Source organism: Exiguobacterium sp. s101 (assembly GCF_018617835.1).
Lineage (GTDB): Bacteria > Bacillota > Bacilli > Exiguobacteriales > Exiguobacteriaceae > Exiguobacterium > Exiguobacterium marinum.
The window spans coordinates 60,851-75,935 of record NZ_JACSKX010000011.1; the positions used below are offsets into that span (position 1 = coordinate 60,851).

17 protein-coding genes are annotated in these 15,085 nt (G+C 46.8%); 1 reads left to right on the forward strand and 16 read right to left on the reverse strand.

The genetic code is table 11. From position 1 onward, the window contains the following. Positions 1 to 39 precede the first annotated feature (39 nt). The 9 genes from pheT to infC all read right to left on the reverse strand — a co-directional run bounded on the left by pheT (position 40) and on the right by infC (position 7,592). Positions 40 to 2,415: a phenylalanine--tRNA ligase subunit beta gene (pheT, locus tag KNO76_RS10355; RefSeq protein WP_214885258.1), complete on the reverse strand. Its 2,376-nt coding sequence runs from the start codon at positions 2,413 to 2,415 to the stop codon at positions 40 to 42. Between the two features lie 12 nt (positions 2,416 to 2,427). After that, entirely contained in the window at positions 2,428 to 3,450 is a 1,023-nt protein-coding gene (pheS, locus tag KNO76_RS10360) for a phenylalanine--tRNA ligase subunit alpha (RefSeq protein ID WP_026825630.1), read from the reverse strand. 303 nt (positions 3,451 to 3,753) lie between these two features. After that, positions 3,754 to 4,500, reverse strand: a complete 747-nt coding sequence (locus KNO76_RS10365) for a TrmH family RNA methyltransferase (protein ID WP_026825629.1) — start codon at positions 4,498 to 4,500, stop codon at positions 3,754 to 3,756. A gap of 1 nt (position 4,501) precedes the next feature. Beyond that, positions 4,502 to 5,581 (reverse strand): M42 family metallopeptidase, encoded by a 1,080-nt coding sequence (locus tag KNO76_RS10370; protein ID WP_214878457.1) that lies wholly within the window; start codon positions 5,579 to 5,581, stop codon positions 4,502 to 4,504. Between the two features lie 19 nt (positions 5,582 to 5,600). After that, on the reverse strand, positions 5,601 to 6,083 hold the full coding sequence (locus KNO76_RS10375) for a dUTP diphosphatase (protein ID WP_026825627.1): 483 nt from the start codon (positions 6,081 to 6,083) through the stop codon (positions 5,601 to 5,603). A gap of 24 nt (positions 6,084 to 6,107) precedes the next feature. Continuing rightward, a complete protein-coding gene (locus KNO76_RS10380; protein WP_026825626.1) occupies positions 6,108 to 6,362 on the reverse strand; it encodes a hypothetical protein in 255 nt (84 codons plus the stop codon). Positions 6,363 to 6,448: 86 nt separating this feature from the next. After that, positions 6,449 to 6,808, reverse strand: a complete 360-nt coding sequence (gene rplT / locus KNO76_RS10385) for a 50S ribosomal protein L20 (RefSeq protein WP_012726696.1) — start codon at positions 6,806 to 6,808, stop codon at positions 6,449 to 6,451. A gap of 28 nt (positions 6,809 to 6,836) precedes the next feature. Beyond that, positions 6,837 to 7,031: a 50S ribosomal protein L35 gene (rpmI, locus tag KNO76_RS10390; RefSeq protein WP_012726697.1), complete on the reverse strand. Its 195-nt coding sequence runs from the start codon at positions 7,029 to 7,031 to the stop codon at positions 6,837 to 6,839. 30 nt (positions 7,032 to 7,061) lie between these two features. After that, the gene (gene infC / locus KNO76_RS10395) at positions 7,062 to 7,592 is read right to left on the reverse strand and encodes a translation initiation factor IF-3 (protein WP_034770961.1); all 531 of its coding nucleotides are present in this window, start codon (positions 7,590 to 7,592) and stop codon (positions 7,062 to 7,064) included. 341 nt (positions 7,593 to 7,933) lie between these two features. On the opposite strand from infC, the gene KNO76_RS10400 reads away from it, so the two are divergent. Next, positions 7,934 to 8,143, forward strand: a complete 210-nt coding sequence (locus KNO76_RS10400) for a hypothetical protein (protein WP_026825624.1) — start codon at positions 7,934 to 7,936, stop codon at positions 8,141 to 8,143. Positions 8,144 to 8,173: 30 nt separating this feature from the next. On the opposite strand, the gene KNO76_RS10405 is transcribed toward KNO76_RS10400, so the two are convergent. The 7 genes from KNO76_RS10405 to speD form a co-directional block, all read right to left on the reverse strand. Next, positions 8,174 to 9,046: a DUF1002 domain-containing protein gene (locus tag KNO76_RS10405; protein ID WP_214699121.1), complete on the reverse strand. Its 873-nt coding sequence runs from the start codon at positions 9,044 to 9,046 to the stop codon at positions 8,174 to 8,176. 103 nt (positions 9,047 to 9,149) lie between these two features. After that, complete coding sequence (thrS, locus tag KNO76_RS10410) at positions 9,150 to 11,093, reverse strand: threonine--tRNA ligase (protein ID WP_214885261.1); 1,944 nt, start codon at positions 11,091 to 11,093, stop codon at positions 9,150 to 9,152. Positions 11,094 to 11,393: 300 nt separating this feature from the next. Next, positions 11,394 to 12,308 carry a primosomal protein DnaI gene (gene dnaI, locus KNO76_RS10415; protein WP_214885263.1) on the reverse strand — a complete coding sequence of 305 codons (915 nt, stop codon included), beginning with the start codon at positions 12,306 to 12,308 and terminating at the stop codon, positions 11,394 to 11,396. A 4-nt stretch (positions 12,309 to 12,312) separates the two neighbouring features. Beyond that, positions 12,313 to 13,665: a DnaD domain protein gene (locus KNO76_RS10420; RefSeq protein ID WP_214885265.1), complete on the reverse strand. Its 1,353-nt coding sequence runs from the start codon at positions 13,663 to 13,665 to the stop codon at positions 12,313 to 12,315. Between the two features lie 40 nt (positions 13,666 to 13,705). Continuing rightward, a complete protein-coding gene (gene nrdR, locus KNO76_RS10425) occupies positions 13,706 to 14,173 on the reverse strand; it encodes a transcriptional regulator NrdR (RefSeq protein ID WP_012726705.1) in 468 nt (155 codons plus the stop codon). Positions 14,174 to 14,185: 12 nt separating this feature from the next. Continuing rightward, on the reverse strand, positions 14,186 to 14,557 hold the full coding sequence (locus KNO76_RS10430) for a hypothetical protein (protein ID WP_026825619.1): 372 nt from the start codon (positions 14,555 to 14,557) through the stop codon (positions 14,186 to 14,188). Between the two features lie 112 nt (positions 14,558 to 14,669). Then, positions 14,670 to 15,056, reverse strand: coding sequence for an adenosylmethionine decarboxylase (speD, locus tag KNO76_RS10435; RefSeq protein WP_026825618.1), 387 nt, complete (start codon positions 15,054 to 15,056; stop codon positions 14,670 to 14,672). Between the last annotated feature and the right edge of the window lie 29 nt (positions 15,057 to 15,085).

Genomic DNA, 15,085 nt, shown 5'->3' on the forward strand with positions numbered 1-15,085 from the left:
TAAGGAGCGTTGTCACATGTGGACAACGCTCCTTATTTTTTATGCCCGTAGTTCAGCCCCGTGCTCAGCACGTACTGCCTCCACGATCGTTTCATATGTTGCCGTTACTTCTTCGTCTTGTAACGTTCTTGACGGGTCTTGGAACTTGAGTGAGAAGGCAATCGACTTCTCATCCTCTCCAACATTCTCACCTGTATAAACGTCAAACAAGACGAGGTCAATCAAGAGTGGCCCAGCCGCTTGGCGGATGGTTTGTTCCACTATCCCAGCCGGAATCGCATGTGGTAAGACGAGTGCCAAGTCTCGTGAAATCGATGGATACCGTGGTACGTCTTGATAAAGAAGCGTTTCGTCCCCGCGAAGTGCTAACAGGTCGAGTTCGAATACATACACTTCTTTCATACCGTAGACGTCTTTCGAAGTTCCTGGATGTACTTGTCCAACATATCCGATGACCTCTCCGTTCATCAAGATGTTCGCCGTACGGCCTGGGTGCATATCGGGCATCGCTACGGCCTCATACGTGACATCAAGGCGAAGCGTTTGGACTAACGTATCGACAATCCCTTTTGCGACGAAATAGTCAACCGGGACCCGTGTTCCTTGCGAACGATGGTCCATCCAAAGACCTGTGACAACGCCAGCCACTCTTTCTTTTTCACGCGGTAACGTATCGCCATGCTCCGTGTAGACGCGTCCCGTCTCGTACAGTGCGACGTTCGATTGTTGACGCGCCGTGTTATAACGTGCCGTCTCCAACAACCCTGGAACGAGCGACGTACGAAGGACAGAGCGTTCTTCACTCATCGGCATCGCCAGACGAACAAGCTGACTGGCTTCTCCTCCGAAGCGTGTCGCATGTGCCTCACTCGTTAACGAGTAAGTGATGGCTTGTGATAAGCCGACACCTTGCAACAAGCGACGTGTCTGTCTGCGCAATCCGTTGATTGCTGGCAAGTAGCCTTTCGATTGAGAGGCAGGTAACGTCGACGGGAGACTATCATATCCGTATAGACGCGCCACTTCTTCTGTAATGTCAGCCGGAAGTTCTAAGTCCGGACGACGTGAAGGAATATGAACCGTCAGCACGTCATCCCCTTCTGTCGTGAGACCGAGACGCTCCAGGATTTGAACAATCGTCTGACAATCGAGTGACATTCCTAAGCGCTTATTGATATAGTCAATCGACACTTCGATTTGGCGGGCACGTGATTCTGCTTCACCCGAACGTACCGCATCTTGAACGGTCCCTCCACTGAATTCCACAATCAATTGCGCAGCGCGGTCAAGCGCGAGCATGACACGTTCTGGGTCTATCCCTTTTTCGAAGCGAGCACTTGAATCTGAACGAAGACCGAGCGTACGGCTTGTCTTACGAACGGATGCCGGATCAAAGTATGCTGACTCTATGACGATATCTGTCGTTTTGGCATCCACTTCTGTGTTGGCACCACCCATGACGCCTGCGATTGCGACCGGGGCTTGCCCGTCCGTAATGACCATCATCGATGAATCAAGCGTGCGTGTCACGTCGTCAAGTGTGATTATCTCTTCTCCATTTTCAGCTTGACGGACCACAATCGAGTTGCCGAGTTTTTTCGCATCGAATGCGTGAAGCGGCTGCCCGATTTCAAGCATCACATAGTTCGTCACATCGACAATGTTGTTGATTGGACGGACACCTTCTGCAATCAAGATGTTTTTTAGCCATTGTGGCGATTCTGAAATCGTTACTCCTTTCACTTCACGAGCTGCATAGTACGGACAGTTCGGTGTAGCGAGTTCGATGGACACATCAGATGGTGATGACGATGTGACATCTGCTGTCGGCAACGTGTATGAACGTTCCAAGATGGCCGCAACCTCATGAATGATTCCATAAAGGCTCAAGCAATCTGAACGGTTCGGAGTCAAACCGAGTTCGATGACCTCATCGTTCAAGTCTAGTAAATCGAGTACATCCGCACCGACTTGTACAGATTCACGGAATGTATGAATCCCGTCCTGCTCGTCTTCCCGAATTTGTTTCTTCTCGAATCCAAGCTCCTCGAGTGAACAAATCATCCCTTGTGATTCGACACCACGAAGTTTGGCTTTTTTTATTTTAAGTCCTGGTAAGCGCGCGCCAATTTTGGCCACAATCACATGTTGCTCTTCGCGTACGTTCGGTGCACCGCAGACGATTTGAACAGGGTCACATTCCCCGATGTCTACTTTCGTCACATTTAATTTATCTGCTTCTGGATGTTTCTCACATGAAAGGACACGACCGACGACGATACCAGAAAGTCCCTCTCCGCGATTCGTCACACTTTCGACTTCAATCCCGTTCTTCGTGATCAAGTCACCGAGCGCTTCTCCGCTTAAATCGGATACATCAATATATTGATTCAACCATTTTTTTGAAAGTAACATCTGTCTTCCTCCTTAGAATTGCTCGATAAAACGTAAGTCATTTGTGTAGAAATGGCGGATGTCATCGACACCGTGTTTGAGCATCGCCATACGCTCAACCCCGATTCCGAATGCGAATCCTGACACAATTGATGAGTCATAGCCGGCCATCTCTAGTACATGTGGGTGGACCATCCCGCCTCCAAGAATTTCAATCCATCCGGTTCCTTTACAGACGTTACAGCCTTTCCCACCACATTTGAAGCAAGAGATATCCACTTCGACCGATGGTTCCGTGAACGGGAAGAAGCTCGGACGGAGACGAATCTCGCGCGCTTCACCGAATAACTGCTTCACGAATACTTCAAGCGTCCCTTTTAAATCTGCCATCGAGATGGATTCATCGACAACGAGTCCTTCGATTTGCATGAACTGATGCGAATGCGTCGCATCGTCCTCATCACGACGATACACTTTGCCTGGGCAAATGATACGAATTGGCTTCCCGTTCGCCTCTAACATCGTCCGAGCCTGCACAGGTGACGTATGGGTACGGAGCAACGTCTCCTCCGTGATGTAGAACGAGTCTTGCATGTCTCGTGCCGGGTGGTCTTTTGGTAAATTGAGCATTTCAAAATTGTAAAGATCTGTCTCGACTTCAGGACCTTCTGCGATTGTATACCCGAGTCCAACGAACAAGTCTTCCATTTCGTCGATGATTTGTTGTAAGAGATGACTTTGTCCAGGAGTCGATGTACGCCCTGGAAGTGTTACGTCAAGCGTTTCCGCTTTTAGTTTCTCTTCGAGTTCAATCGCCTTCACTTCTTCAATTCGAGCATCTAGTGTGCTTTGAATCGCTGTACGAACTGTATTGGCCAACTCACCGATGACAGGACGTTCCTCAGCAGATAACTTGCCCATACCACGAAGTACCTCAGTCATCGGTCCTTTTTTACCTAAATACTTGATACGGACATCATTTAATGATTTTTGTGTGGATGCCTGTTTGATTTCTTCTAACGCTTCCACCTGTAACTGTTCTAATTGTTCTTTCATGTGTTTGCTTCCTCCTCTACATAAAAAAGTCCCTTCAGTCGTTGACTGAAGGGACGAATCATCGCGGTACCACCCTACTTGGCCAATTCATGGCCCACTTGAACAGCATCGATATCGTGATGCCAAACCGGTGTTGTCTCCAACACGACTCCAGAGTGAATTCAGCGACGAATCCGGCAAAGGCTCTCAGTCACGGCCATTGCTCCCTGAACGGAATCGGTCATTCGCTTACTATGTTCTTTCAACGTCATATCCTATTCATCGATGTGTTTAACCTATCACGTTTTTCACGCGCTGACAAGATTATTGTAACGCGATGCGATACATTAAAATACCGGCAGCGACCGCTGCATTGAGCGATTCTGCGTCACCGAGCACCGGAATATGCACACGGGTGTCACAGAGTGACAACACATCATTGTGCACACCTTGCGCCTCGTTCCCGATGACTAGGGCCACCTTGTCTTCGAATGCAACTTGTTCATACGATGTCGCTTTTGAGAGGGCTGTCCCATATACGTGGAATCCATCCTCTTTCAGCTCGGGCAATTTTTCAAGCAAGTCGACCGAGGTCACGTTCACGTGAAACAAGGACCCTTGTGTGGCGCGTACAACTTTAGCGTTGAACGGATCGACCGTCCCTTTCCCGAGTAACACCGTATCGAACCCGGCAGCATCTGCCGTCCGAATCATCGTACCGAGATTACCCGGGTCTTGTACTCGGTCTAATACGAGTACTTTCTTCATCTTCCGTTCAACCGGTGTCATCTTGACAACGGCAAACACACCTTGTGTCTTCTCCGTTTCTGAAAGAAGGTCGGCGACGTGATCGGATAACTCGAGAACCGGCATATCTTCTAGTCGCCACGTTCCTTTTGGTGCATACGACTCAGCCATGATGAGTTGAACGAGTCGACCGGCACGAATGGCCTCATCTACTAAATGTTCTCCTTCTACAAGGAATTGACCCGTTTCTTGACGACCCTTTTTTGTCATGAGTCGTTTTAATCGCTTAATCGTCTCGCTCTTCGTAGACGTAATCTTCGTCATATTATCCCTCTTTCAACCATTGGACCGTCTCGTGGTCTAAACGTTTCGTCAATGCGACGACGAGTTGTACGGCTGCCTCGTAATCATCTTGATGGATGATTGACACGTTCGTGTGTAAATAGCGGACCGGCACTGTCAATGCGATGGCTGGCATCCCGATTCCAGAAAGGTGGAATCGCCCAGCATCCGTTCCGCCACCTGGCGTTAAGTCCAATTGATACTTAATGTCTTGCTCTTTGGCCACGTCAACGATGAGATCGACAAGGCGTGGGTTCGTTATAGTAGTCGCATCAAAGAAGATGACTTGAACCCCGTCACCAAGTTTTGATAAGCCTTCTGCTTGCGTCATTCCTGGCGTATCACTTGGAATGCCCGTATCGACTGCGATTGCTACATCTGGTTGAATCAAGTTAGCCGCCGTTACGGCTCCACGTAATCCGACTTCTTCTTGTACGGTTGCCCCTGTATAGACGACACCTGGGAACGATTCTTCTTTCAACCGTTTCGCAGCTTCAATCGCAATCGCGCATCCAATGCGGTTATCCCATGCTTTTGCCATCAAGAAGTTTTCATTTTTCATGACTGTGAATTCACAATGTGGAACGACTGTGTCACCCGGACGAATTCCCCATTCAGCTACTTCGTCTTTAGACGTTGCTCCGATGTCTAAGAACATATCTTTGATTTCAACCGGTTTTTTACGTGCTTCAGGCGGAAGTACATGCGGTGGTTTCGCACCGATCACTCCTGGAATTTTTTCACCAGCACGTGTCACGACATTCATTCGCTGTGCTAAGAGAACTTGGTTCCACCAGCCACCGAGCGCCTGGAAACGAAGGAAACCGCCTTCTTCCACACGCGTCACCATAAAGCCGACTTCATCCATATGACCCGCAATCATGACACGCGGACCTTCAGCGTCTCCTGTCACTTGTCCAAACAGACTGCCGAGCCCATCCTGTTCAAACGACTCGACATGCGGCTCGAGGTATTCACGCATCAATTGACGGACTTCCCCCTCATTTCCCGGGACTCCCGTCGCATCCGTCAAACGTTTTAACATATGTAACGATTCATTCATACCCATCCGCTCCTTTATATTAATATCCTTGATTTTGTCGCTCATGGTTTACTTCGTTTTTATTCATGTACGCCATTAATATGAGTTGCTCATTAAAACCGAGTGTATAACCAAGTTCAAGATAAGCTGCCATCAGCGTCTCGTACATGGCTTCTGTTTTCGAAAGACCAAAGTTCGTCACTTTTCGATAAATATCTAAAAAAGCATCAGTCGCATCAAGATATGAGCTTCCTGTAGGAAAGACGTCTCGTTCATATCCGAGCGCAAGTCCAAGTGATAATAAGAAATGAATACCGTCCACATATTCTTCTAAGATCACATCTTGAGGCGACGGTCCTTTCTTCGACCAAAACTTAAAGCTACGTGTTTCGTTAGCCAGTTCACCGAGCTCGACAAGCAGCGCCAGTAACCGTTCATCGAATTGATTACCGGTTAATCCATGTTGTTCTTTGATCCGCTCGTCTAATTCGCGCTGTCGATCAAACAATGTTGTCCAGTTCACCGGATGTTCCTCCTCTATTTCAACTTATAGCAGTACTAAAATCATTAAAGACCAGCCCACCGCTAAAATCAATACTTGTAATTGGAGCAATTTTGGGGCATGAACAGTCTTTTTGCGAGTCAAATGAAGACCGAACAAGGCACCAATGGCTCCTCCCGCATAAGCGTATAGTACGTTGAAATCGCCATTGCCGTGCGTATACCGTTTGGCTTGGATATAGGTGTATATGTTCAAGACGATGAGCGCAAGTGCAACGATTGCCACAATCGATTGATTCATAAACGTTCCTCCTTCTCTTCATTCTAAAAAATTTTTAAGAAAAAAGAAAGCGCCGAGAGAGTGTCTCGGCGCTGTCGATTGAACGATTACGCGTTCAATTTTGATTTAGCTGTTTCAGCGAGTGACGCGAATGCCTGTGCATCTGTCACAGCAAGCTCAGCAAGCATCTTACGGTTGATGTCGATTCCTGCAAGCTTGAGGCCGTGCATCATACGGCTGTATGAGAGACCGTTTGTACGTGCTGCCGCATTGATACGTGTGATCCAAAGACGACGGAAATCACGTTTCTTTTGACGACGGTCACGGTAAGCGTACATGAGTGACTTCATGACCTGTTGTTTTGCTACTTTAAATAGAATGTGTTTCGAACCAAAGTATCCTTTGGCAAGTTTAATTTGCTTTTTACGACGTTGACGAGTCGTATAACCGCCTTTTACGCGTGGCATATGGATTCCCTCCTAAATTGTTTCTGTATTACTTCGCGATCATGTTGCGAATGCGTTTGAAGTCTCCAGCTGATACGATAGCGCCTTTACGGAGCTTACGTTTCGCTTTAGTCGATTTGTTCGCGAACAAGTGACTAGTGTAAGCGTGTGAACGCTTGAGTTTACCTGATGCTGTACGTTTGAAACGTTTTGAAGCACCGCGGTGCGATTTCATTTTCGGCATGAGTATTTCCTCCCCACTGAGAATCGATGATTAATCTTCTTTGTTCGGAGCCAGCACTAAGAACATGCTGCGTCCTTCCATCTTCGGCTTTTGTTCAACTGTTGCCAAATCGGCACATTCCACTGCCATTTTGTCCAAAACACGTTTCCCGATTTCCGAGTGTGTGATGGCACGTCCGCGGAAACGAATCGAAGCCTTCACTTTATTTCCTTTTTCAAGGAACTTGCGTGCGTTACGCAATTTTGTTTGGAAATCGTTGTCCTCGATTGTTGGACTGAGACGTACTTCTTTCATTTGGATAACTTTTTGGTTTTTACGCGCTTCTTTCTCCTTTTTCTGGAGTTCGAAACGGTACTTCCCGTAATCCATAATTTTAGCGACCGGTGGATTTGCTTTATCCGCGACTAAGACCAAGTCTAGTTCCGCTTCTTCAGCTAAACGTAACGCATCGTTACGTGATTGTACACCGAGTTGTGCACCGTCTGCGCCAATGAGACGTACTTCACGGGCACGAATGTTTTCGTTGATAAAGAGCTCTTTGCTAATGGTTAGCACCTCCATCGTGCAATTGCACGAGATTTAGATTGACAAGACAACATGGCAATAAAAAAAGCGTCGGCAGTTTCCCACCCACACATCAGTTGAGGTCATAAAACGTCACACGACGCCGAATGAACCAAGAACTTGATGGACCTGCCTGATGACTCTCAGACGAGGTGAAAAGCGGGTGCTTCTACTTTGTTGTTTTTAATCACTATGTCATCTTAGCACTAGCAGGAAAAGATGTCAAGATGTCGCGCATGAATAATTGGTAGCTCACACTTTTATGATGATACCAGTCATTCTCTCGTTTCGCAATACCTTTTCAAAGGGAATAATTAAATATTAAAGGAGGGATTTACATGAATTGGCGAAAAGACGTCTCGCGAGAACATGACTATCACGAGCAAGTTCAGCAGATTGTCAGTAAAACAATGCAAGCACACGGCTTAGAGGACGAAAAATTGCAAGCTGTATTAACGGACTTATTAGAAGAAATGAATCGTATCACATTGAAAATCGTCGATGATCACGAGTCGGCACAAAATTATATTCATAAACGGTGGTATTAAAAAAGGGCAACGCCCTTTTTTTAATACCCTTTAGTTCGTGAGCGATTTGAAGAAGTTACTGATTGCCTCAAACAAACGAGCAAAGAATCCTTTTACTTCTTCTTGCTCGAGGAAAGCCTGAACGTCTTGTCCCGCATCTTTCAATCCATTACTGATTGATGACCAATCTAAATTTGCTTGTTGCATATTCTCGAACAGGGTTGTCAATTGATCGAGCTGCCCTTCAGATAGCTGAACGTTATTTTGATTCAATACTTGAATGACGATGTCACGAATCTCAACATTGGTCTCCGGCATTTGGTTCGCGATTTCAGCCTTAATGTCATTCATGAGACCGGCCACATCCTCTTGACCGACCGTCTTACCGATTTCAGACGTGACCGCAAGTTCTTCTTGCGCGAGCTCTTTTCGTTCATCAGACAATTTGATCCCCGTTTCGGCCGCAGTTTGGTCATACGCCTTCATGATTCCTGTCAATGCGGACGTACCCGTCACGTTAATTGGCGACGTGATATAAATATCCGCATCCGTTACACCAGCTGTGACAAGGGCGTTCGCATACATATCTTTCGTGACCCACGTCACATTCTCCGTTTGAATATCGAGGCCGGTCCCATCTGTCAATTTGATTCGGGCCGAAGAATACATGCCGCCCCCACGTTGCGCCTGTGGGACGGAGTCTCCTAAATATTTCTCTTCATCCGCGGCAGTCGCGATAATCGGTTCGATTCCTTCTGGTGCTTCCATGCGCTCAAGTACCCATTTCTCTTGTTCTGAAGATAAAGATTCACCAAGCGTCACAATCGTGTCGTTGACGATCGCTTCCGCCCCGACTTTCGGAAGCGCACCCGTAAAGACGATGGTCCCGATGGTAAGTGCCAATACTGGCTTCATATAATTCATCAATTATCACTCCTTATGTTTACGATACGTGTAGATGACCAAATACACATCCGTCTATAGACCGAAAAAAACCACCTTTCTGGTTGGAAAGGTGGTCCCTCACTTAGCGTGAACGATTCGCAATCTCTTCTGTGAGCGATGCGATGAATTCATCAAGTGACGCAGAAACTTGTTCCTGCTGACCGTAGCGGCGAATGTTGACCGCACGTTCATCACGCTCTTTGTCTCCAAGAACGAGCGTCATCGGAATCTTCTTCATTTGTGCTTCGCGAATCTTATAGCCGAGTTTTTCGTCACGGAGATCCGTTTCGACACGGACACCACGTTTGACGAGTTCTGCCTTCACTTCAGCGACGTATTCGTCGTGAACATGCGAGACAGGAATCAATTTCACTTGAACCGGTGCAAGCCACGTTGGGAATGCACCTTTGTATTCTTCAATCAAGTATGCAACAAAACGTTCCATCGTCGAGACGACACCCCGGTGCAATACGATCGGACGGTGGTCTTTCCCGTCCGGACCAGTGTACGTTAAATCAAAACGTTCTGGAAGTAAGAAGTCGAGTTGGACAGTCGAGAGTGTCTCTTCCTTCCCGAGCGCCGTACGTACTTGTACATCAAGTTTCGGTCCGTAGAATGCCGCTTCTCCTTCTGCCTCGAAGTACGGAAGCTCAAGCTCGTCCATCGTCTCTTTCAATTGGCTCTGCGCCATCTCCCAAATCGCATCGTTATCGAAGTACTTCTCTTTATCGGCGGAATCGCGATACGAGAGACGGAAACGATAATCTTTAATACCGAAATCAGCATATACTTCTTGAATCAAATGAACGATGTCTTTAAACTCCTGTTTCATCTGTTCTGGTGTGACAAACGTATGCCCATCATTCAAGACCATGTAACGGACACGTTGTAATCCTGTGAGTGCTCCAGACATCTCATAACGGTGCATTCCCCCGAGCTCAGCGATACGGAGTGGGAGTTCACGGTACGAACGTGGCTCGTGTTTGTAGATCGTCATATGATGCGGGCAGTTCATCGGACGAAGGACGAGTTCTTCGTTGTCCATCTCCATTTTCGGGAACATGTCATCTTGGTAGTGGTCCCAGTGCCCAGAAGTCTTATACAAGTCGACCGAACCGAGAACCGGCGTGTACACGTGTTGATATCCGAGTTCAAGTTCTTTATCGACGATATAGCGTTCAACCGTACGGCGAATCGCTGCTCCTTTCGGAAGCCACATTGGAAGACCTTGACCTACTTCTTGTGAGACGAAGAAAAGGTCGAGTTCCTTTCCGAGTTTACGATGATCGCGCTCTTTCGCTTCTTCAAGAAGACGCAAGTGTTCTGCGAGTTGTTCTTTCGTCGCCCAAGCCGTTCCATAAATACGCTGTAGCATCTTGTTGTCAGAGTCACCACGCCAGTATGCACCGGCCACGCTCATCAATTTAAAGATTTTCAACTTCGAAGTCGATGGGACGTGTGGCCCTCGGCAAAGGTCGAAGAATTCACCTTGATGATAAATTGTGAGTGTCTCCTCAGCTGGAATGTCTTCAATCAATTCGATCTTAAGTGGATCTCCGAGCTCTTTATAACGAGCGAGCGCCTCATCGCGAGAGACAACTTCACGTGTAATCTCTAAGTTTTCATCGACGATGCGTTTCATCATTTTTTCAATCTCAGGAAGGTCTTCCTCGTTGATTCGACGGTCCATTTCGATATCGTAATAGAATCCGTTCTCAATTGTTGGACCGATTCCAAAATAGATATTGTTGTCTTCTCCATACAGACGCTTAATTGCCTGTGCCATCAAGTGTGCTGAAGAGTGACGCATCAAATCGAGGCCATCTTCTGAATCTGGCATGACGAGTTCGATTTTTCCGTCATGTTCAATCGGGCGACGGTAATCGATGAGTTTCCCGTCAATCTTTGCTGCGATTGCTTTTTTACGAAGTCCCGGGCTGATTGAGCCTGCGACGTCTTCTGCTGTGATGCCGGCCTCAAACTCCTTTACGGCGCCATCTGGAAATGATAATTGAATCATGTACATCTTGTCCCCTCTCAAAAAAAGAATATAAAAAAAGCCCATCCCTCAAAAAGGGACGAGCTTTGATTCTCGTGGTACCACCCTCGTTCCCAAGCAATATGCTTGGCTCGAACACACGATAACGAGTGTGAATCGCCGCACGATTAGCCCGTACGGTGCTCGGAGGGAGTAAATACATCGTCGTCGTTAGGAAGCTTGCACCGCCCTTCCCTCGCTAAAACTCGTCTCAATGATTCATATCCTCTTCTATGCATCACTTATATGGTTCTTAGTATAGTCAACTTGGCCAATAAATACAATCCTTTACCGACGGCGATTTTCACCCTTTAGTTCAATTTGGGTCGTCGTCGTTGAAATCCGTTGCATGAGACGCTGCGCCTTCATTTTATTTTGCGCGGACCCATCGATTGAAAAATGTGTTTCAAGTTCTTCTCCACTAAAATTCGAACTATAGAGCGTCGGTAATCGATGCATCATTCGATATTGAAGAACGATCCCAAACAGCTCATCACGTACCCAAGGACTAATCGCCTCAGCCCCGATATCATCAATCAACAGAACAGGAACATGTTGAAACGATGTTAAAAACGAATCGAACGAGTCTGTGCGGATTTTCCGTTTCGCTTCTGATACAAAGCCAGGGGCGTGGACCAAAATCGTCTCGACATCCGCTACTTTCAACTCGTTGGCGATTGCTGCGAGTAGATACGTTTTTCCTACGCCGAAGCTACCATGTAGATAGAGGCCGTTCACTTTTTGTCCCGACTTCATTCCCGTTACGAAGCGCATGGCTTCACGAAGTGCGATTTTACGTGCATCATCTGCCCAATCAAATGATTCGAAGCTCGCCTCGCGCACTTCCTCCGGCAAAAATAAACTCTTAAACTTCCGGTCCATCTCCTTTTGTCGTCTTGCTTGCCGATGGGCGACCGTTTCTTCGTAACGAATCGCAATCTGCCCTAAATCGACATAAAGCACAGGTTGATGACCCGGGATGACAGCCTGTTCGTCGATGAACGTTTTGCCATCCATCTGTTCAGCATACTCACTCAGTTTCGTGAATCCGATTTCAATCGCTTTCTCCTCTAACTCAGGATGAGCGTTTAAAAAAGCAATCACACCCGGGTGATTTAAAGTTCGTTTGCGAATCGACTCATACGCCTCACGCACTTCTTTTCGATTCATCAACTGAGACAGCGCTTGGTTGATTCGTTCCATCCCCTCACCCCTTCTCTTTCAATTCATTCAATAGTTTCACAAGCTCCGCATCATCTGGGACAGACGATTCGAGTTCCTTCTTCCTTGCCTGATCGTAAGACCGTTGTTGTTTCGCTTCATCCTCGAGCCACTTCGGCATGTCTCCTTGTTGGTTCTTACGACGTGACCCAACAGTCGTTCGTTGCCCATTTTCTCGTTTTTGCTGTTTCTTCTCAATCAGTGCATCTTGTGTCTCTTCACGCTCTAGCGCTTCTTTCGCATTCGTATAGCCTGCTGTCTTCCAGCTTGTCGCAATGCGAAGGACGTAGTTCTCGTTCAGACGAGTCTGCTTCTTCACTTCAATGCAATAATAGAAGAGCGCGTTGATGACACCCGGAGCGAGACCGAGTGTATCGACAAGTTCGATGACTAACTGCTCGTCACTTTTAGAGAGTTGTGGCGTCTTTCGTAAAGTAGACACGTATTGATGAGGGTGCGCGGACTCCATCACCTCTGGGTCATGAAGATCCCCAAACTTCGTCTCCTCAAGTTCCACCGTTTTCTCTTTTCGGTGACGGGTCTGTTTCTTCTTCAGCTGCAATACCATTTGACGACAGCCGTCCCGTTTTTCTTGTTCACTGAGCGGAAGATATGCTTCGTGGACAAAATATTCTTTCAACATCTCAGCCATCGTCTCTTCATCGAGTTGAGAAACATACGCAAGTTTCGTAATTGTTTCATCTAATTTTTTTGTAAAAAAGCCAACTGGGAAATTCGTCAGTTTTTTCACAATGCCCATATCGAACGAATAGTTAATTTCAATCTTCGCACGATCCGGTTTTTCGTAATTTTTTTGAGTGAACGCCCGGTGATTGACTCCTTTGACGTCGAACACTTCATTGAAGTCTTTCGTTACTTCGACGATACCGGCCGGCAATGGGTCGATTGTAAAACGTCCTTGCAGTTGCTTAAAACGCACTTCTCCAACTTTATAAAAAAGGAAGCTTGATAACAGCCCATCATTTAAAAACGTGTGCGGTGCGAGCGGAACTCGCAACTGATAAACATATTGAGTTAATCGGGCATCTTTCGTTTTGTAGGTACGTACTAATCCGATTGCTTCTAGCCGGAATAAACTATCGGTCAATTCATTGATTGAGTACTCTAACATCTCACACAATGCACTGTGTGACATATAGTTCGATTTCATTTTACCGGGCTTCAATTCGCTCCATAGCGTCTGATAAAGCGCGAGCGCCTTCACCCCGATAACCGGTTGATATAGGTGATAGAGGGACTGATACGATTCACGGTCGACAAGACCTGTACTCATAATCAATAGTTCGTCTGTCCCAAAAATTGTACGTTCTTTCTCCATGGCTCTCTCCCTTGAAAAAGGGCGACCAGCAGGCCGCCCTTTAGTTGGTCGAATTTTCTTGCTTCATTAAATCTTCAAGTTCTTTAAAGAACACCGTGATGTCTTTAAATTGGCGATAAACTGAGGCAAATCGAACATATGCGACTTCATCTACACGCGCCAGTTCATTCATCACCAGCTCCCCCACTTGCTCACTCGGAATCTCCGACTGCGCGAGGGCTCGAAGTTGCTGTTCTACTTTTGTCACAACTCCTTCAAGTTGCTCTAAGGTAACCGGTCGTTTTTCACACGCCCGAATGATCCCGCGGAGTACTTTTTCACGACTGAACTCTTCACGATTCCCATCTTTCTTTACAATAATGAGAGGTGTCTGTTCGACTGTCTCAAATGTCGTAAACCGATAGCCGCACTTTTCACATTCACGACGACGCCGAATCGAATAATGGTCTTGCACCGGTCGGGAATCGAGCACTCTCGTTCCATTGTGATCACATTTCGGACAACGCATGCTCAAGCCTCCTTATCGTTCGACAGTTTTATTTCCTATAGCACGTAGCGGGAATTGCTGTGAGAGTGCCTCGTAGTAGTGAGATACAATTTGTGCAAGGTCTACACCGAGGCGCTGTTCACGATTCAGTGTGAAGTCAACCGCTGTACGCCCCCCGTCAACTTGTACGATTGTGACGAGTCCATCCCATCCTTCTCCGATGAATGAAAGTTCTCCACGGTTCGTATCGATTCGACGTACCGACTGACCTTTTGATTGAATGAGTTCTTCTAGCCACTGTATGATGGCATTCGGAGATGCCGCATAGTAGCGTGTCTGTAATGACTCGTTTTTATGAGTGTCTTTCGTTTCAATATGTGTTTGTAACTTATCTAACAGTCCCATAATTCACCTCAACGCTTGAGTTATATACGTTAAGCATATCAAAATTAAGGCGACAACAAAACATTTAAAAGGGCTGACCGTTAAACGGCCAGCCTCAAAAGGTTCTTCAGAATTATTTAGTTAATGCAACTTGTGCTTCAGGAACACGAATTGGTCCCATTCCACGTTCAAGTTTAACATCTTCACGTACTTTTGCATCCAAGCCTTCGGCGATATACTGCGATGCCGTAGCCGGATCGATTCGATCTCCACATGTGAACACGTCAACTGACGCGTACCCATGTTCAGGGAAACTGTGAATCGTTAAGTGTGATTCTGAAATGATGACGACTCCACTCACGCCGTGCGGCGCAAATTTGTGGAATGCGACTTCGCGGACTTCAGCGCCCGAACGAAGAGCAGCATCGACGAACAAACGCTCGATGTAGTCGATATCATTTAATTTGTCGGGATTGCACTCCCAAAGTTCTGTAATAATGTGACGTCCCATAGTATCCATATTAGTGGATCCCCCTTTACATCAATGGT

Bases quoted from the DNA above. Each gene is read 5' to 3' on its own strand.
- pheT (WP_214885258.1), bottom strand. From the start codon at position 2,415: ATGTTACTTTCAAAAAAATGGTTGAATCAATATATTGATGTATCCGAT.
- pheS (WP_026825630.1), bottom strand. From the start codon at position 3,450: ATGAAAGAACAATTAGAACAGTTACAGGTGGAAGCGTTAGAAGAAATC.
- KNO76_RS10365 (WP_026825629.1), bottom strand. From the start codon at position 4,500: ATGACGAAGATTACGTCTACGAAGAGCGAGACGATTAAGCGATTAAAA.
- KNO76_RS10370 (WP_214878457.1), bottom strand. From the start codon at position 5,581: ATGAATGAATCGTTACATATGTTAAAACGTTTGACGGATGCGACGGGA.
- KNO76_RS10380 (WP_026825626.1), bottom strand. From the start codon at position 6,362: ATGAATCAATCGATTGTGGCAATCGTTGCACTTGCGCTCATCGTCTTG.
- rplT (WP_012726696.1), bottom strand. From the start codon at position 6,808: ATGCCACGCGTAAAAGGCGGTTATACGACTCGTCAACGTCGTAAAAAG.
- rpmI (WP_012726697.1), bottom strand. From the start codon at position 7,031: ATGCCGAAAATGAAATCGCACCGCGGTGCTTCAAAACGTTTCAAACGT.
- infC (WP_034770961.1), bottom strand. From the start codon at position 7,592: ATGGAGGTGCTAACCATTAGCAAAGAGCTCTTTATCAACGAAAACATT.
- KNO76_RS10400 (WP_026825624.1), top strand. From the start codon at position 7,934: ATGAATTGGCGAAAAGACGTCTCGCGAGAACATGACTATCACGAGCAA.
- KNO76_RS10405 (WP_214699121.1), bottom strand. From the start codon at position 9,046: ATGAATTATATGAAGCCAGTATTGGCACTTACCATCGGGACCATCGTC.
- thrS (WP_214885261.1), bottom strand. From the start codon at position 11,093: ATGTACATGATTCAATTATCATTTCCAGATGGCGCCGTAAAGGAGTTT.
- dnaI (WP_214885263.1), bottom strand. From the start codon at position 12,308: ATGGAACGAATCAACCAAGCGCTGTCTCAGTTGATGAATCGAAAAGAA.
- KNO76_RS10420 (WP_214885265.1), bottom strand. From the start codon at position 13,665: ATGGAGAAAGAACGTACAATTTTTGGGACAGACGAACTATTGATTATG.
- nrdR (WP_012726705.1), bottom strand. From the start codon at position 14,173: ATGCGTTGTCCGAAATGTGATCACAATGGAACGAGAGTGCTCGATTCC.
- KNO76_RS10430 (WP_026825619.1), bottom strand. From the start codon at position 14,557: ATGGGACTGTTAGATAAGTTACAAACACATATTGAAACGAAAGACACT.
- speD (WP_026825618.1), bottom strand. From the start codon at position 15,056: ATGGATACTATGGGACGTCACATTATTACAGAACTTTGGGAGTGCAAT.